At 34.8% G+C, this 19,390-nt stretch carries 12 protein-coding genes and 2 pseudogenes; 12 read left to right on the forward strand and 2 right to left on the reverse strand.

Annotation, left to right across the window (positions count from 1 at the left end; all coding sequences use genetic code 11):
• Positions 1–28 precede the first annotated feature (28 nt).
• On the forward strand, positions 29–2,761 hold the full coding sequence (locus ACTTG8_RS01835; RefSeq protein ID WP_442560418.1) for an EAL domain-containing protein: 2,733 nt from the start codon (positions 29–31) through the stop codon (positions 2,759–2,761).
• 74 nt (positions 2,762–2,835) lie between these two features.
• Here ACTTG8_RS01835 and ACTTG8_RS01840 read toward each other — a convergent pair whose 3' ends face one another.
• Both ACTTG8_RS01840 and ACTTG8_RS01845 read right to left on the reverse strand, forming a co-directional pair.
• Positions 2,836–3,291 (reverse strand): hypothetical protein, encoded by a 456-nt coding sequence (locus tag ACTTG8_RS01840; protein WP_442560419.1) that lies wholly within the window; start codon positions 3,289–3,291, stop codon positions 2,836–2,838.
• 18 nt (positions 3,292–3,309) lie between these two features.
• Positions 3,310–3,747, reverse strand: coding sequence for a hypothetical protein (locus tag ACTTG8_RS01845; protein ID WP_442560420.1), 438 nt, complete (start codon positions 3,745–3,747; stop codon positions 3,310–3,312).
• Positions 3,748–3,926: 179 nt separating this feature from the next.
• Here ACTTG8_RS01845 and ACTTG8_RS01850 point away from each other — a divergent pair, with 179 nt between their 5' ends.
• The 11 genes and pseudogenes from ACTTG8_RS01850 (at position 3,927) to ACTTG8_RS01900 (ending at position 19,236) form a co-directional block, all read left to right on the forward strand.
• Positions 3,927–4,943 (forward strand): LacI family DNA-binding transcriptional regulator, encoded by a 1,017-nt coding sequence (locus ACTTG8_RS01850; protein WP_442560421.1) that lies wholly within the window; start codon positions 3,927–3,929, stop codon positions 4,941–4,943.
• Positions 4,940–6,283 carry an MATE family efflux transporter gene (locus ACTTG8_RS01855; RefSeq protein ID WP_442560422.1) on the forward strand — a complete coding sequence of 448 codons (1,344 nt, stop codon included), beginning with the start codon at positions 4,940–4,942 and terminating at the stop codon, positions 6,281–6,283. The genes ACTTG8_RS01850 and ACTTG8_RS01855 overlap by 4 nt, the downstream gene beginning before the upstream one ends.
• A 191-nt stretch (positions 6,284–6,474) precedes the next feature.
• A complete protein-coding gene (locus ACTTG8_RS01860; RefSeq protein ID WP_442560423.1) occupies positions 6,475–8,157 on the forward strand; it encodes a methyl-accepting chemotaxis protein in 1,683 nt (560 codons plus the stop codon).
• Between the two features lie 180 nt (positions 8,158–8,337).
• On the forward strand, positions 8,338–9,123 hold the full coding sequence (locus tag ACTTG8_RS01865) for a hypothetical protein (RefSeq protein WP_442560424.1): 786 nt from the start codon (positions 8,338–8,340) through the stop codon (positions 9,121–9,123).
• A 15-nt stretch (positions 9,124–9,138) separates the two neighbouring features.
• Positions 9,139–14,004 carry a S8 family serine peptidase gene (locus ACTTG8_RS01870; RefSeq protein ID WP_442560425.1) on the forward strand — a complete coding sequence of 1,622 codons (4,866 nt, stop codon included), beginning with the start codon at positions 9,139–9,141 and terminating at the stop codon, positions 14,002–14,004.
• 163 nt (positions 14,005–14,167) lie between these two features.
• Positions 14,168–14,500: pseudogene (locus ACTTG8_RS01875) on the forward strand (response regulator); the annotation flags it as partial.
• A gap of 323 nt (positions 14,501–14,823) precedes the next feature.
• A pseudogene (locus ACTTG8_RS01880) lies at positions 14,824–14,919 on the forward strand (carbohydrate ABC transporter permease); the annotation flags it as partial.
• 22 nt (positions 14,920–14,941) lie between these two features.
• Entirely contained in the window at positions 14,942–16,378 is a 1,437-nt protein-coding gene (locus ACTTG8_RS01885; RefSeq protein WP_442560426.1) for an alpha-L-fucosidase, read from the forward strand.
• A 179-nt stretch (positions 16,379–16,557) separates the two neighbouring features.
• Entirely contained in the window at positions 16,558–17,238 is a 681-nt protein-coding gene (locus ACTTG8_RS01890; protein WP_442560427.1) for an energy-coupling factor transporter transmembrane component T, read from the forward strand.
• Entirely contained in the window at positions 17,226–18,650 is a 1,425-nt protein-coding gene (locus ACTTG8_RS01895) for an ABC transporter ATP-binding protein (protein ID WP_442560428.1), read from the forward strand. The genes ACTTG8_RS01890 and ACTTG8_RS01895 overlap by 13 nt, the downstream gene beginning before the upstream one ends.
• Positions 18,634–19,236 carry an MptD family putative ECF transporter S component gene (locus ACTTG8_RS01900; protein ID WP_442560429.1) on the forward strand — a complete coding sequence of 201 codons (603 nt, stop codon included), beginning with the start codon at positions 18,634–18,636 and terminating at the stop codon, positions 19,234–19,236. Before ACTTG8_RS01895 ends, ACTTG8_RS01900 begins: the two co-directional genes overlap by 17 nt.
• Positions 19,237–19,390 lie beyond the last annotated feature (154 nt).

Genomic DNA, 19,390 nt, shown 5'->3' on the forward strand with positions numbered 1-19,390 from the left:
ATAAAAAGCTTAAGGGAGTAAGGTTGTTATGAGTAAAGAAGGACTGAATTTAAAAGATACTTCCCCTATTACTGAGTATTTAGGCAAACTATTGTGGGATTCATTGACTGATGGTTCAAATATCAATATTGATGATTTGATGAAATTTTTAGGTGAAATCTGCCACTGTGAAAGAACATATGTTTTTGAAATAGACTACGGTAATGGGACGATAAGCAATACATATGAATGGTGTGCTGACGGAATAATTCCTCAGCAGGAATTACTTCAGAATGAGAGCATTTCAGTAGTAGATTATTGGATTGAGATGTTTAAACAAAAAAAGCCTATAATAATACCGGATGTAGAGACAATAAAGGCTGAATATCCGCAAATGTATGCTACACTGAAACCTCAGGATATACATTCACTTATATCAGTACCGATCTATCTTCATAAAAAACTGGTGGGATTTTTAGGAATAGATAATCCTGAAAATTTATGGGAAGAAGAACTGATACCTCTTTTGCATAAGATAGGTTCGCTCTTTTCTTATGTCATAAGACATAGAAATCTTGAGGAAAGAGTGGAATATGATAAGTATCATGACCCTCTTACTCTGGCACTTAATAAAAAAGCACTGAAACTTGATTTTAAGAAAAGTGAAGTTTGGAAACAGTTGGGAATAGTTTACTGCGATCTTTCTGAACTTAAAACTACCAATGATGAGCATGGTTTTGAAGAAGGCGATGTAATGATATGTCGCTGTAATGACTTTTTAAAAGAAATTTTTAATACTTACAGCATTTACAGAATAGCAGGAGAAAGATTTGTAGTTGTATGTGTAGATATAAATAGTGCATATTTTGAAGAACTTATATCGCAGTTTGAGGGTGAAATCAATAAGAGAAAATATAGGATGGTATTTGGTTCATATTGGACAAATGATTTTCCACTTAATCCATATGAGGCTTTGGCTGAGGCAGAGAGCATATTACATAAAAATAAGGCAATATATTTTAGTAAGCCTGATCCTCGCTCAGGTAAAATACGTGACAGGAGAGTGGGTGGAAACGATAATTTTTTAGATAACTTTAATGATACACACACCAGTCTGCTTTACCGCTTTATAGAAAATAATTATTTCAGTTTGGATGTATTCTTCAAGTCAATGGCAATGGGTGAGAACTATCCATATTTTGGAGATTTGCAAAAAGATGCATGGTATCTTTCGGATAGTATTAAGGAGAACTGGGGTTTTGAAAACAATGTAGTACATGACCTTTTGAACAGATGGAAGAAGTTTATCCCGTATAAAGAAGACTTGGAGCTTTATGAAAATGATATAGAAGAGTTGCTTAAGCTGAGGAAAAATGTGCATGACCTTATATACAGGGTTGTGGATAAGGGCGGAGAAGAATTTTGGATTCGCTGTTTCGGCTATATAAAGTGGGATGATGCCGGTGAAAAACCTTTATTTTTCTGCGGACATGTATCAAGGTTAAATCATGCCTTTGATACCGACCCTATTACAAATTTTCCAAGAGAAAAGGCAGCAATGCGTGACATAAGTACTATATTTTATAACAAGAAAAAGGCTTTCTTCTTATGTTTTCGCCTGAATGGATTTGGAGAGATTAATGAGATAAGGGGCAGAAACATAGGAAACAACCTATTAAAAGATATAGCTACAGGTCTTTTAAAGAACTTTGATAGTAATATACAGTTTTATAGGCTTGATGGATTACGTTTCCTACTTATGGTTTCTGAAAAATGTGAAAAGGGAGTGAAGGAAATATCTAAAGAGATAAAGAAAATAATAGGTGATTTATATTCTGAATATAACCTCCCTATACGCTATCCATGTGGAGTAGGAATCTTAGGAGAATTAGACTCAAATATGTCGGTAATTGAGATAATGACAGATGTTAGCAGCGTGTTAGACATAGCTAAAAATAAGCCTGAAATAGATATAATATATTCGGAGCAGACTTTAAGTGATCATCGTGAACAGAAACAGATGGTGCTTGAAATAGGCAGGGATGTTGCCAATAATATGAATAATTTTAGGGTAGTTATGCAGCCTATAGTTTCGTCTAAAACCCATCAAATAGTGGGAGGAGAGATGTTACTTCGCTGGAAGTATCTTGGACAAAATATTTCGCCAATGATATTTGTGCCTATACTTGAAGAGAATAATCTGATGCCTGCTGTAGGTAAGTGGATATTCAGGCAAGCTGCTAAACTTTGTAAGAGGATAAATTCATATCTTCCTGATTTTTACTTAGACTTTAATGTGAGCTATTATCAGATAAAAGATGAAACCTTACTTCCTTATATGGAGAAAATACTTAAAGACTATGGTATAGATGGAAACAGGTTGGTAATGGAACTTACAGAAACACATTACAATGATGACCCTGTAAAGCTTTTGGAATTTGTTGAAAGCTGTAAGAGAATGAATATAAGGATGGCACTTGATGACTTTGGTGTGGGATATTCTTCTTTAGAAATGTTGCTTAAATATCCGGCAGATATTGTTAAGCTGGATCGTAGCATTATGAAGAAAATGTCGGATTCATCGGACAGCAAGATATTTATGGAAACTATAGTTTCTGCTTGCCATAACTTTGATAAGCTGGTTTGTGTAGAAGGAGTTGAAACAGAAGCAGAGCTTAAGATAGTTACTGAGGCAGGATGTGATACAATTCAAGGTTTCTATTTCTATAAACCATTAGAAATACAGGATGTATATAATAGTTTGGTAAATTTGGATAAATAAAAGATTAAGGCTGGCAAGTAAATAATGTACTTGCCAGCCTGTTTTATAAAAATAAAATATTAAATAATTTAGAATTATGCCTGAAGTTCTGTGAAAGTAAATTCTTTATTCTTGGCATCAAAGCCTAAACTATATTTTTTGCGTGGCTCTACTTCAACTTCAAGTTTAGCAGGTCCAAAGACTTCGTTTACAGTTTTATGAAGGATTCCGGGTCTTGAAGTAGTTGCAGTTGATTCTACAGTATGTGTTCCGGCAGTTACAGCATATACAAGTTTCATACCTTCATTAAACCAGTCAGCATGCTTAACACCATCAATAGTGTTTACTTGAAGTTGTACAGTCTTTATTCCCGACTGAGTAGTTCCGCAATATATAAGAGCGGCATCAGGATTTTGAGTTAAGAGTTGTTTCTTCCTATTTTTTGCATATTTTGAGTAAAAGATAATCATTAACAGATAAAAAAGTAATAATCCTGCTACGATGTAGCTCCAAGTAGGTAGTCCTTTTAACGTAGTAATTAATTCGTTCATTCGGTTCTCCTCTTTTCATTATTTTGTTTTGGTTTCAAGTTTTATAGCTTTTTGCTCGGCTCCGATAATCTTCAAGTCTTCCAAAAGTTCCATATACTTAGTGTAGCCTAAAAATGAGCAGTCATAATATTCTGTCTTTACTCCATCAGTTACAGTAAGATTCAAATCATCATTATTAACTATTTTTGATGAGAATCCACATTCATCTATATTGTACTTGGCAGAGCTTTTCTTTGTTATGAATTCAACGGTATCACCATCTACTATTATTTTCATCTTCATCTGTGAAAGAAATGAAAACAACATAAACAAAAATACTGCACCGGAAATACCTAAAGAGATTTTTAGGTTTCCGGATGTAGCTATCCAAGAAATAACAAGAACGGCTGCCACACCAAATAGATATATAAAAGCGTTGTAAATGAGTGCAAAGGGCTTGCTTTTGTAAATCTTCATTATTATAACTCCTCCTTTTTCTAGGAGATTTTAGCATAAATATGCATTTTATGCAATAAAATAGATAAAAATTAATACAAAATCTAAGAGTAAATTTGTAATTAGTTATGCGTTTAACTTATTGTAAATAAAGGAAAATAGGAGTATGATTTTATATATAAATAATTTGAGGAGATAAGATGTCAGATAGAATAAGAATTAAAGATATTGCAGATGAATTAGGACTTAGTACGGCTACTATTTCAAATGTAATTCATGGTAAAGATAGTAAGGTATCACAAGAAACTATAAAGAGAGTTCAAGAATTGATTGAGGAGAGAGGATACATACCCAGTATGGCAGGGATACTGCTTGCAAGAAATAATTCGAGAATTATAGGGATTGTAATTAACAGACATACTAAATATGAGGATGAAATTTTTTCGGATAATTTTATAAGCTCTTCATTAAATGAATTATCGCAAGAAATAGAACGATCAGGATATTTTATGATGGTTAAGACGGCAGCTTTTTATGAAGAGATTGTTAAATTTGCATCAATGTGGAACATGGATGGGCTTATAATAATGGGATTTTGTGAAAGTGATTACAAAAAACTGAGAGATAGTATGCATATACCATGTGTAGTATATGATGGTTATATGAAAAATACAGAAAAAATTTGTAATATTATTATAGATAACTACGATGGAGGCTTTCAGATGGGGAAATATATCTACAAGATGGGGCATAGAAGAGCAGTATGCTTATCAGATAATTTTATTTGCATGGATAAAGAGAGGATAGAAGGATTTAGAAAAGGCTTTGCTGATGGTAAGGCAGATTTTTTAAAGATACCGGTTCATAAAACAGAAAGGTATATTTTTTATGAGCAGAATTACAAACAAATTGTAAAAGATTATACAGTGGGTTTTGCTGTATCTGATGAATATGCAATAGAATTTATGCACTTTTTGCAAAAGAAGAAGTTAGATATACCAAAAGAGTTTTCGATAGCAGGTTTTGATGGTACTGTAATGGGGGAGAAAGTTTGCCCTGAGCTAACTTCTGTGAAACAGGATACGAAAGAACGGGCAAAAAAGGCAATGGAGGCATTGATTGCGTTGAAAGAGGGGAAGAATATACAAATGGAGCAGAAGTTAAAGGTATTGTTAGTGGTGCGTGACAGTGTGAATTGTATAGGAGTAGAACAATGAAAAAGTATAGCGAAAATTTATATAAGAACATATTAAAAATAGCATTACCCGTTACTTTACACGCCTTATTACAGGCCTCATTCAGTGTAGTAGACCAGCTTATGATAGGGCATTTAGGAGGACAGAGCATAGCTGCCATAGGGCTTGCTGGGAAATTCATATCTATATATACGGTGCTTTTGGGAGCAATAGCTACAACGGCAGGAATAATGCTCTCTCAGTATTTGGGACAGAAAAATGAGGAGAACATAAACAAAAGTTTTTATATGAATCTTTTGTATAGCTTAATTTTGGGCATCATCTTTACCGGAGTATGTATTTTTTGGGGTAAAGAAATCATTTACATCTATAATAAAGATGTCGATATAATTGCTAATGCAGTTGATTATTTAAAAATATTTTCAATAGCACTGCTTCCGATGGCTTTAGGAGGAATTATAGCAGTTATGTTGAGGTGTATGGAGGAAACCGTGTATCCGCTGATTGCAGGGATAGTAGGTATAGTATTGAACACCGGACTTAATTATCTGCTTATTTCCGGTAATTTAGGGTTTCCGGCACTTGGTGTAAAAGGGGCATCTCTTGCAAGTGTAATATCTCAGATTGTATGGCTTATTATTTTGTCAGCGTATCTGATAAAAGGGCTTAAGAAACATGGTATAAGGCTGAAAATTGATTTAGGATTTGATAAAAAGATGAGAAAGCTGTATGTGAGTATTATAGCACCGGTGGTAATCTGTGAGTTTTTGTGGAGTCTTGGAGAAAATGTATATGGTGGAGTTTATGGTAATATGGGGACAGAGTCTTTGGTTGCGATGACTCTTACATTTTCAATTCAGGCATTGATGATAGGAGCACTTAGTGGTCTTTCTCAGGCATCTGGGATAATTGTAGGCAGGCTTTTGGGACAAGGAGAGTATGATGAGGCGTATAGTGTTTCTAAGACAATCATGAAAATGGGATTCGCAGGTTCGATATTACTATCAGCCTTACTTGTACTCTTAGGGCGTTATTACACAGGACTATATAATGTGAGTGATGAAACAAGGCAGACAGCTTATATGATTTTGATAGTTTTTGCAATAGTCTCTCCGGTAAAGGTTCAGAACATGATTTTAGGAGGAGGCATTGTAAGAAGTGGTGGAAAGACAAAGTATATAATGTGGGTTGACATAATAGGCACTTGGCTATTTGGAGTTCCACTTGCATTTTTATCTGCTTTTGTATTAAAAATTTCAATTCCTTATGTCTATTTCATATTGTCTCTTGAAGAAGTTATCAGACTCATTATTACACTTGTGATATTCAAGAAGAAGGGATGGATGCATAAGTTGGAATAAAGCCTATTTTAAGCTTTTTATAAAAAATTTTGACTTTTAAATTTGTATGTGTTAGAATCGCATGGTAGGCATAATGACCGGATGATTAGAGTGATGTGGCTAAGCCTATACTGTAGATTTAAGCAGGTTTATTTTTTTAAATCTGCTTTTGATTTAAAGGTATGACCAATAATTATTTAGAGGGGGAACCTATGAATAAAGAGACACAGTCAGCTAAGAACCGGAGATTGAGTAGAAAGACGATTATTAGTGTAATAATAGTAATGGTAATTGTTGCGAGCCTTTATATTACCAAATTTTTTGAATATAAAATAGAACACCGTAGAAATGAAATGACAAATTATGCCGTAGAGATGAGACAGGGTTCGCAGTATCTTGCAACAGAGATGAGAGCGTATGCCGCTACCGGCAATACTTCACACTATGATAATTATCAGAATGAAAATAATAATGTGCAAAGAGTTGCCAAATCTCTTGCAGCATTAAAGTCGGCAGGACTTACAGCAGAGGAAACAAGGCTTGCAGAAACAGTTGCATCTACTTCGGAAAGCTTGGTACCGATAGAACAGAAGGTTTTAGAGGCAACGAAGAATGCAGGTGGTGGTCAGAGTGAAGAAGCAATGGCTTTAGCTTTTGGTGCAGAACATGAGGCAGGAGTTACTAAGATTGCAGAGCTTTCTGTGCAGCTCATAAGTTCTATTACTTCAAGGATGGCAATGGCAGCTAATGTGATTTTGGGAATTAGCGTTATTGTTCAGCTTATAGCACTTATATCACTAGTATATGTAATAAAAATACAGAGACAGTATGTGGTCTTTGTAAAGGATGAAATGCTTGCTCCTACGCTTGAAATTGAGCATGAACTTTCTTATTTATCTCAAGGGATTCTTGATAATGAGTTTATGCTTAAAGAAGATGAAACTGAGATTGGAAGGATGATAGGGGCAATTAAGGGAACTAAGAGTTTCTTACAGAACATAATCGGCAATATTTCTGATGATATGTCAAAGCTTGCGAATGGGGATGTTAGCTTTGATGTTCAAGGAGATTATGTTGGTCAGTTTGAGAAGATAAAGACTTCAATGCAGGCTACTATAGATAATTTAAATGAAATCTTTGTTTCTATAGGACTTACATCAGGACAGGTTGCATCAGGAGCTGTACAGATGGCTCTTTCAGCGCAGGAACTTGCTGCAAGTAGTACCGAGGAAGCAGGAGCTGTGGCTGATATTTCGGATTCAATAGAATCTCTTAGAAAAGGAATTATGCAGACTGAAGAAATGTCAAGAAAGGCAGAGCAGGTAGCTAAAGAGGCTGGTGGAGTTCTTATGCTTGGCAAAGATAAAATGGATAATCTTGATAAGGCTATGGAGCTTATTAGAGAATGTACAAGTAAGGTAGTTGCAAATACTGAAAGCATTAAGGCAATTTCGGCACAGACAGGACTACTTGCATTGAATGCTGCAATTGAGGCTGCAAGGGCAGGTATTGCAGGAAAAGGCTTTGCCGTAGTTGCAGATGAGGTGAAGAAACTTGCAAATGATAGCGAGAGGGTAACAGCTGAAACAGATGACCTTGTAAGACAGACTATAGAAGCTGTAGAAGTAGGTTTGGGACTTTCCTCCGGAATGGTGGATTCTATTATGGAAGTTGGAGAAAAGGCCGGCATGAGTGTAGGAATTATGGAAAGTGTAATTCAAGAAGTGGCAGTTCAGTCTGAAAGAATAAATAAAATTACAAAGAGTGTAAATAAGATTTCAGAGTCAGCTCAGAATAATGCTGCTACAGCTGAAGAAACAGCGGCATCCAGTGAAGAGCAGAGTGCACAGTCAGATACTCTTACAGAGCTCGTAGGAAGATTTAGATTAAAATAAATAAGCTATTATTAATGAAGAGATAGAGTAATTCAGTTTAAGATAAACTGGTTACTCTATTTTTTTGTTGGAGGGACAAAGTTGTTTGGAAAAATAAATATTTTTTTGCGAATGGGTTGCAAATTTTAAAATTAGTGATATAATTGCGAATGGGTCGCAAAATGATAATACTATTACATAATGAAAGGTGAAATGATGAAGACTAAAAGAAGGCTATTATTTATAATTTGTGGAATATTAATTATAAGTCTGGGCATATTCAGTCCGGTCTATGCTGAAGGTGAGAACGGTAATGCTAAAACGGAAATTGTAGCATTGAAAGAAAGGGTAAAAAAAGATAAAAAGAAAGTAAAAAACAAGAAAAAGAAAAATAAGAAAACAAAGAATAAGGCTGAGAAGAAAAAGAAAAATAAGAAAAAATATAAAAAGAAAAATAAGAAAAAATATAAAAAGAAATATAAAAAGAAAGGTAAAAAGAAAGGTAAAAAGAAGGGTAAAAAGGATGAGAAATATAGAGATGAAAAAGATAAAAATGATATGGATGTAAAGGAAAAAGAAGAGGTTGAAAAACTTCCTGAAACGGATGAGTATAAAGTTAAACAAGGTGAAGTTGGGGATGTAGGTGGAAGTACAGGAGGGTGGAATTATTATCCAAGTATAACAAACGAAGAGAGACCATCAAAAGACTATGTACTTTTATGTGAGCATACAGATAAGAGTGGAAAAATTAAGTATAAGGTGGGAGAAAGTGTTGCTTTACCGGAGAGAGGATATATAGGTCTTAAATTAACAGGAGAGAATACAGGAAGAGAAAATGAAATAGTTTGGAGTGGTGGCTCTATGGAATTAGTAAAAAAAGGAGTTAAGGGAAATTACACATTGGTTGTAAAAGCAAAAGAAAATGTTGTGATTGGAGAAAAAAATTACGGCAGAGTAAAATTTGAATTAGACATTATAGTAGAGTAAGTGAGGATGAGGTAAATGATTAAGAAGAGAAGATTGTTAGCAGCTATCTTAACTGCTGCGTTAAGCATATCAGGCCTTAGTTATAGAGAGAGTGTAAAAGCAGAAACTGTATTATCAGAAAATGTAGATGCTAATTTGAAAAATGAAGACTTTTCTAAGGAAGAAGATAAGAAGGTAAGGGTAATAGTACAGCTTGAAAAAGAGTCTATATTAGATGCAGCTAATCAGAAAAATATTGATTATTCAGCACTTAGTGAGAGTTTTATAGAGGAAAAGAAAAGAGAGCTTATATCAGAGCAAAATGAAGTTGTTAAAAAAATTGAAAAAAGTGATATAGAGGCAGATACATCCGAAATTAGAAACTATGATACAGTTTTAAATGGAATAGCTCTTAGTGTAAAAGCAAAAGACATAGATAAGTTAGATGAAATACAGGGAGTAAAAAATGTTTATATTTCTGAGGAGTTTGAAAGGCCACTGCTTTCTAGTTCTGATGAGATGACAGGCTCAGGTTTTGCAAATGATTTGGGTTATAAGGGGGAAGGTACCGTAGTTGCAGTCATAGATTCAGGTATAGACTACAATCATAAAGCTTTTAAGTTAGATGACGAAAAGATGGCCAAACTCTCTGAAACAGAGGTGAACAGGCTGATTAGAGAAAAGGGGCTGAGTGGGAGATATTATACAGCTAAAATTCCTTATGGCTATAATTATTATGATTTTAATACAAATCTCTATGACAGCTATGGAGTAATGCATGGAATGCATGTGTCGGGGATAGTTGGTGCAAATGATGATGAAAAAAATATTTACGGAGTAGCACCTAATACACAGATACTCGCACTAAAGGTATTTTCAGATGATTTACAATATCCTACTACCTTTACCGATATATGGCTAAAGGCTATGGATGATGCCATAGAACTTGGGGCTGATGTGGTAAATATGAGTCTTGGCTCTTCGGCAGGATTCTCGATAGAGGGAGAGAAGTACCCTGAGATAGAAATGTTTGAAAAGGCTAGAAAAGCCGGAGTTGTGGTGGCAGTGGCAGCAGGAAATGATGGAAGTATAACAGATGGCAACACTTATGGAGTCAAGCCTCTTGCAGGTAATTACGATACAGCCCTTATTGCTAACCCTGCTCTTGATGAAGGTTCATTTGCAGTGGCATCTATGGATAACTTGAAAAGGTATTCCAATTCAATAAGTTGGATGGAGAATGGGAAAGAAGTTATAGCTGTGGCAGATGTGACTCCGGGAAATAATGCGCCGTCTGACAAAATTACAGGATTATGGGTGGAAGTTAGCGATGGAAAAGAAGATGATTCTTACACTCAGAGTAAGATTAAAGGGAATTTGGCTGTAATGGAGTTGATTTCCGATGCGGCTAAGAAAAAATACTTTATAGCAAAGCTTAAGAAGGTGGCTGAACTTGAGCCAAAGGCAATAGTTTTTTATAATCCTGAATCAGATCCGGAGAAAATAGGTGGAAGGATAAGCCTTGGAGAAGATGCAGGTGATATAACTGTAGCAAGGATTAAAAGAAGTACATATAACGCATTAAAAGAATCCGTTATGAAGAGCATGGGATTTAAGTTTAATATTAATATAGAAGAAATGCCTTTTAACCATCCTACTGCAGGTAGACTATCATATTTTTCTTCTTGGGGGCCTACTCCGGATCTTAGAATAAAGCCTGAAATTACTGCTCCCGGAGGAGGTATTTATTCTACAGCAGAAGATGATAAGTATCAAAATATGTCGGGAACTTCGATGGCCTCACCACAGGTTGCAGGAGCAAGTGCTATAATAAAACAGTATTTAAAAAGCAAAAATATTCAGATAGGTAATACGGCGGATTTTATAAAACTTTTACTTATGAATACAGCAAAACCTGTAGAATATCAAAATGGTATTCCGTATTTTGTAAGACAGCAGGGAAGTGGAGCTTTAGATCTTAAAAATGCACTTGACACTACTGTTGTAGTAAGAGCTGAAGGTACAAATGATAATAAGGCTGATGGAAAACTTGAAATAAAGGAAGTAGCCAAAGCAAAATTTAAGGCAAAACTTACTCTTGAAAACTTTGGAGATACAAAGAAGACATATACCATTCATACAAAGACTGTATATGATCTTACCATAAATGAATATAAGACTGAAAAACCTGTAATAGTAGGAGATGGACAGAGTTTTGAAGGAAGTGAAGTTACAGTAGAGGCAAATTCTACAAAAGAGATCGAGCTTGATTTTGACTACACTAATGATTATGAGCTTGAAGAAAATAATTATATAGAGGGTTTTATAGAACTTAAAAATAAAGACGAAGTTTATAATACTCTAAGTATTCCTTTTCTTGGGTTTTATGGGGATTGGGAAAGCGAAAAGGCGATAGATGCCTTTAGTGTAAAGGAACTTGGTGAGGAAAAAAGAGGAGTACAGTTTTATGTAAATAAAGAGGCGGACTCTGCGTCCTCTATGTTTATGACCAGTGCAACATTAAGGCTCCCTATTGTAGATGATACACTTTATTTTTCGCCATCAAGTACCTATCACAAGGATGTGGCAGTAAGGCTTGCACCTCTTAGGAACATGGAAGAAATTGAGTATTCCATTTTAGATGGCGATACAGGAGAAGTGCTGAGGAACATAGGAAAATCTCTCAAAGTTAGGAAACTGAATAACTTAAGGAGAAACAGAAGTTTTAATATAATGCCTGATTCCTGGTGGGATGGAAGAATAGATGGTAAGATTGTATCTGAAAATGTAAATTATGTATATCAGATAAAGGCAAAGTTAAATAGTGGTAATGCAGGGGGAGGAAATACGGAGCAGATTTATAAATATCCTATCCGAGTAGATAATACACCACCAGTATTAAGTGAAAACATAGAAGTAAAAAATGTAGAGGGGAAAACAAGGCTTAAACTGGTTAAATTTACGGTAAAAGATGCAGGAAGTGGAATAGAGCAGATTTACCTTAATTCTATGAAGTTTGCTGAGTTAGAGAATAAGAATAAGGGAAATGGCTCTACTCTGCCTCCGGGGATAAATCTTGAGCCACCTCATAAGAAAAAGCCGTTAGCAGCAGAAGATGAAATTAAATCAGAGTCTGCAACAAAGCCACAGGTAAATGGACTGAGTAAAGAAGATTTAAAACTTGGAAAGCCTAAGTTTGGAAAATACCTTTTGTTGCATTTTGTAGACGAGACAGAAAAAGATGGAAAGGTATTACCTAAGGTAATAGATGGAAAACTTATTATAACTGAGGATATGATTCCTACTAATCCTACAGACAGTGCCAGAATATATGTAAATAGAAATGGGCATAGAGGAGGGGAAATAGAAGTAAGTACCTACTACCTTGCGGATGCCTCGCATATATATATTACGGTTAAGGATTATCTTAGCAATACAAAAAACACAAGTGTAAGAACAGGGGAAGATAAGAGTTATGTATCGGTAGGATTCTTAAACTTTGATAATTCGATGAAGGATAAGAAGGTAAAAACTTATGCTGATGGAAAGCTGATGACAGAGCCTAGCTATAATACATTAAATGATAAAATAGACTTCAAACTTGTTATGCCTGATGATAGTTATCATATAAGTATGCTTTATATAAGAGAGGGAAATTCCATCAAATACCTTATCAGAGATGATGTAGTGCAGCCTGAAATGAAGGAAGAGTTTAATTATTCTTATGACAGAGCTACAAGAAACCTTAATTTTACAATCAAAAACTTGAAAACAGGAAGGGAGATTGTTACAGGCTTTAAGGAAGGAGTTATGCCTGAAGAAGTTGAGAGTAAAAATATAAAGATAAACCTTGCTAAGGCTGAATTAGAAAGGTTTAATAAAATACAGTTAGATGGAAAAGACATAGAAGTTGGAGAAGATAAAACTCTGGCTGTAAAAAGTGGTAAATTAAAGTTAAACATGATTTTTACTGAGAAAGGTAAAAAAACAGCTGTAAAGGGAGTTATAGTTCATAAGAAGAATGGTGAAAATGTAATTCTTGAAAAAAAGGCATATTTTGACCTTTTAGGTGGGGCGGAAGGATACGATTTCCCTAAAAACCATTATGCATTATACATATATGCTACTATTGATGATGATGCAGAAATTGAAGTAATTTATGAGGGAAGTGAAGGAGATAAACTTAGTAAACCTTTTGGAAACGATCTTTTTGACGATGGCTATAACGGAAAAAATAATACTAAAACTAAATATCCGGTAGTTTTTTTAGAAAGTCCTGCACTCTTGGCAGTAATTCCGTCTAATAATGATAGAACAGTAAATATCGAAGGCTTTATCGGAAATGTGAAGAAAGATGATAAGGTAAAGACTATTGAAGTAAAGTTGGTAGATGAAAAAGGAAAACCTATAAGCGATACAATAACTTTAAGTGGAAAAGACATAAAAAGTATGGAAAAGAAGTATGCTTATGGTGGAGTTTCGCCTTATAGGGGCATAGGCTATCCATTTTCGGTAACTCTTCCTGTATCTAATTTCTGTGTAAACATAAGGGTTGAGGCAGTTACAGAAAAAGGAGAGAAAGCAAGTATAGTAAGAAGGGCATTCTATGATCTTAAAGACCCTGTATTAACCTATGAAGTGATGAATAGAGAACTTGACTCAGATAGTGTTACCATAAAAGTACACTCAGAGGATGATTCACTAAGATTAAAGCTATATAACGGAGATTCGCTTATTGATATAGCAGATAAGACACATAAGACAATGGCAGAGGGGGGAGTTGTACTTGATAAAGAAATAAAAATTCCTCTAAAATTAGGGCAGAATAAGGTGAGTATAAGAGCTGTAGATTTGGCAAACTTTAAGGCCGAGAAAGAAATATATATTTATAGGACTAAGTAATAAGGTTTATATTAGCTTAATATACACAATTAAATATCAAATCAAAGAAAACGGTATGTCTAACGAGGATGTACCGTTTCTTTATTCTTTGCAAAATGTTAAGATTATAGTATAATTTATTAAGATGAAGTGAGATGAAATTGGTTTGATGGGGGAGAAGGGTATGTATAAAGTTTTGTTTGCAGAAGATGAACTTTTAGTACGCATAGGACTTCAAAATGCTATCTCTTGGAGTGATTATTCGATGGAACTTGCAGGACAGGCAGATGATGGAGGACAGGCATTTGAACTTTTTAAAAAGATAAAACCTGATGTGGTTATCACAGATATTAGAATGGATGTTATGGATGGTTATACTCTGATCAGGAATATAAGGGAAATAGATAAAGAATGTGCCATTATTGTGATTTCCTGCATAGATGATTTTGAGCTTATAAGAAAGCTTGTGCCTTTAAAGATAAATGGTTATGTATTAAAAGCAACTATAAACATGGAAGAGATAGATAAACTGCTTAGAGAAACAAAAGAATACCTCATAGGGATAGGAAGAAGTGGTGAAGATAAGGCAGAAAAGGGAAATTTTTTAGAAAAAGGGCTTAAAAAATATCTAATGGGAGAGGGCAGTGAACCTATCTGGAATGAAAACGAAAAAATGAAATATCTATGTAAATTTTCGTTAAAAGAGGAAGATAGGGATAAGATTAATGATACCGCAGTGAAATTTATACATGAGCTGCTTATCCATCAGTTTAAAGAAGGTACTACCATATTATTTGAGAAGCCGGTGAATTTTTATACCTTTCTTCCGAGAGATAACGAATTACAGTACTTGCTGCCCTGCCTATATTTTTGGTATATCCTTTTATGCAGAAATATTTTGTAAAAGGAATAATGGTAGGAGCAGTAAAAGGTTGATGAATAGAGAATGGAGAGAGAAATGAGTTATAAATACGAAGAACTTGATAAAAGACTGATAAGGGTTGTTCCCTCTGAAAGACAGGTAGAGTATCAGACAAGAGAGTTTTATGGTTTTATTCATTTTACGGTAAATACATATACAAACCGAGAGTGGGGGCTTGGTGATGAATCTCCTGAAATTTTTAATCCGAATAATTTAGATGCTGAAAGCTGGGTAAAGGCAGCAGTAAGTGCAGGCATGCAGGGGCTGATACTGACTTGTAAACACCATGATGGTTTCTGTCTTTGGCCGTCTAAATACACCGGGCATTGTATCAAAAATTCTCCTTATAAAGACGGTAAGGGGGATATTGTGAAAGAACTGTCGGAAGCCTGCAAAAAATATGGAATTAAATTTGGAGTTTATCTTTCACCTTGGGATATGAACAGTTCCATGTATGGTTCAGGAAAGGAATACGATGATTACTATATAAACCAGATGATGGAACTGCTTACTAATTATGGGGATATATATACATTTTGGATGGATGGAGCCTGTGGTGAAGGGCCTAATGGCAAAAAACAGGTATATGACTGGGAGAGGTATTATTCTAAGGTAAGGGAGTTACAGCCTGAGGCTGTGATTTCGATAAGCGGACCTGATGTACGATGGTGTGGTAATGAAGCAGGAATAGTTAGGAAGAGTGAATGGAGTGTAGTTTCAAAGCTTATGACTTCCCCCGCTTTAACAGCTGAACTAAGTCAGCAGGAAGACAGTGAAGAGTTTAGAAAAAGAGCTATAGATCCTACCAAGGAGGAGCTTGGTAGCAGGGAAGTCTTAAAAAATGAACCTGAACTCACCTGGTATCCGGCAGAAACAGACCTTTCAATAAGACCGGGATGGTTCTATCATCCTGAAGAAGATGATAAGGTAAGAAGCCTTGAAAATCTAAAGGATATTTATTTAAAATCCGTAGGCGGCAATACAGCATTACTTCTTAATATATGTCCAATGAAGGATGGATGCCTTCATGAAAATGATGTTAAAAGGCTTGCAGAATTAGGTGACTTTATCAGAGAAAGTTTTAAGGAGAATTTGGCTGATAAGGCTGAAATTATCTCTTTGCCTGAAAAAGGAGACAGAGGAGAGAATATAACCGGTATACGAACTGACAGCTATGAAACTTACTTTAAGCCGAAGGATGGACATAGGGAGCTAAGTATAAATCTTAAATGGAAAGAAGGAGTAAAGGCATCTTACCTTGTATTAAAAGAAAATATTTTATTAAGCCAAAGAGTAGAAAAGTTCAAAGTTTATGAGGATGTGAAGGGAGAAGGGGGAGGCGAGGTCTATGACGGAACTGTAATAGGCTATAAGAGAATTGTAAAATTAAGCGGTAAGGAAATAACAGGATTAAAAATAGAGATAACAGATGCAAGAGTAGCACCTGCTATTTCGTTTGTGGGAGTGTATTAGAAAGTAGGTTTGTGATACTGTATATTAGCTGATATTTTATGAATAATTTCAGTTATGTGATAAAAAACGAGGGAAATTCAGAAAATTCCCTCGTTTTTTGCTTGACTAAGTGTAGATATAGGAGTAAACTAAGCGAGTTAGTCCCAACTAATTTAAAAGATAAATCGTTAGAGGAAATTATGAAAATAAAAGCTATAAAAATAAATCCATCCTTGGTTTTATTTTTCAATCTATTGATACCTACGCTGTTTATGTTTATGGCAGCATATCCACTTAATTATATACTTATGGTGTTTGCATCATTAGTACTTGTTATAGGTGGTAAGTTAAAAAGAACATTGATTTTAATTTTTATATATGGATTGTTGTGGGGAGGGAATGTACTTTTTTCAACTGTATTTAGTATAGGTAGTCTTGCTATATTTTGTGTACTAATGATGCAATTTATGCCCTGTGTTATGATGGCAACAATCCTGTTTAGGGATTATACCACTGCTGAACTTTTATCGGCACTTGAAAGGCTTCCACTTCCAAGGAACCTTGTGGTGGCAGTTATAATAACACTGCGTTATGTACCAACTTTTAAGAGAGAATTTGGCTATATAAAGGAGTCTATGAGGCTTAGAGGTATAGCATTTACTTGGAAAAAGCCTATAGAAAGTTTTAGGTATTTTATAGTCCCACAGTTATTTAGGTGTACAGTTCTAGCAGAAGAGGTAACTTCAGCAGGGCTTGTAAAGGGTATAGATGCGAATATTAGGAGAAGTTCTTATTATGAGCAGAGATTTAAAAAGAGTGATGGATTATTAGTAATATTACTTATAATTGGAATTGTATGGGCAGGGTTATGGAAAATATGATAAAAGCCGATAAGCTGACATTTTATTATGAGCAGTCAAAAGATGGAATAAAGGATATAAATTTTAATATTAAAGCCGGAGAAGTTATTTTACTTGCAGGAGATAGTGGAAGTGGTAAATCTACATTATTAAAGTGCCTTAATGGATTAATACCTGAAACCGTAGAGGGAAGTCTTGAGGGCAGTCTTTTTTTTGAAGATAAAAAATATACTGAGCTTAAAATGTTTGAGCTGAATAAGCATATAGGATCGGTGTTTCAAAATCCGAGAAGTCAGTTTTTTACAACAAATTCTACTGCAGAGCTTGTATTTCCAATGGAAAATTATGGATATGCCAAAGAAGAGATGGATGAAAGATTGACGGCTTTGACTGAAAAATTTAGCCTACATCCTCTTCTTAACAGAAATATTTTTGAAATTTCAAGTGGAGAAAGGCAGCTGCTTGCACTCGCATCTGCTCTGGCACTGAATCAAAAGGCTGTAATTTTTGATGAGCCGTCAGCAAATCTTGATTATGGCAATGCGATGAGGCTTGGTAAAATTATAGCAGATATGAAAAATGCAGGTATTACGGTAATTGTAGCTGACCATAGATTTTATTATCTGAGTGGACTTATAGACAGGGTATTTCTTGTTGAAGAAGGAAGAATAAAGCAGTTTGATAGCGAGGAAGAGTTTAAGAAAAGTACATACGATACCAGAAGTTTTGACCTTTTTGATTTAGAATTACCTTTACCTTACAAAAGTACAAATGTAGAAAAGATTGCAAGTCTAAAAAATGTAATCTATAAAGACATTTTGACAGGTGTAAGTCTTGAACTAAACAAGGGTGAAGTAACTGTGTTAGTAGGTAATAATGGTGTTGGAAAGACTACTTTAGCTAAACTCTTGTGCAGGACATTAAAGCCTGATAATGGAGAGATAAACTGTAAGGAACTTCCGTTTTATATAATGCAGGATCCTGATTTTCAGCTTTTTGGAACATCTGTATACAACGAGCTTGCCCTTGTAAATAACAATAAAGAAAAGATAGAAGAAACACTCAGTTATTTGGGCTTGTATTCTTATAAAGATAAGCATCCCTTTGATTTAAGTGGAGGTCAAAAACAAAGACTTCAGATAGGAATGGCTATGCTCTGTGATAAGCCACTGATAATCTTTGATGAGCCTACAAGTGGTCTTGATATTGTATCTATGAAGAAGGTGGCAAAGGAGATAGTAAGGCTTAAGAAGGATGCAGCGGTGATTGTTATTTCCCATGACTATGAATTTATTAGAAATGTGGCAAATAGAATAATTTATCTTAAAAGTGGTAATGTATATGAGGATTTTGAATTAACGGACAATACCTTGTGTAAATTAAATAATATTTTTACTAATATGGAGGTAGAAAAAGATGAAGAACAGTTTTAAAATGAAAGATGTGGTGACGATTGCCTTGCTGACAGCACTTTATATGGTGTTTTATATGATAGTAATGGTAGTAATTACTCCACTTGGACCTTTCGGTCATGCGATAAGTCCTGGCTTATGTGCTGTAATAACAGGCTCAGTGCTGATATTTATGTCAAGAAAAGTAGGGAAGATGTGGCAGTTCACCTTTATGACAGCTATCCTTATGACGTTATTCTGGATTATGGGAGGAGGCTATATCCCTTGGGTAGCAAGTTCTATGGTAATGGCTGTAATTGCAGACTTCATAGCATCAAGAGATGGCAAGACAGTTAAGATATGGAAACTGGCTGTAGCCTCAGGTATTATGCATGTAGGTCAGGCTTGGGGAGCTATTATTCCATCATGGTTCTTCTTAGAACAGTATAAAGCTGATTGGATAGGAAGGGCAGGAATGACAGAGGAGAGTATGAACGCACAGATACAATATACACAGGGACTAATGGGACTGCTTTCTACAGTAATTACCTTTGTACTGGCTTTTATGGGAGTTTATTTAGGATATATAATACTTAAAAAACATCTTAAAGAGGGTGAGAGAAATTAGAGATACATAAGTATAGTTTATATGTGAGAGAGATTTGATAATATTTTTTTATATTAATTAAAAAAATCAGATGCTTTAATTTTGTTACAGAAAATGGTATAATACATCCATATTATGCAGAATAGTAACAGTAAATTTTTGCAGGGTGAAAGCA

This window comes from Catonella sp. (assembly GCF_052173895.1).
Taxonomy (GTDB): domain Bacteria; phylum Bacillota; class Clostridia; order Lachnospirales; family Lachnospiraceae; genus Catonella.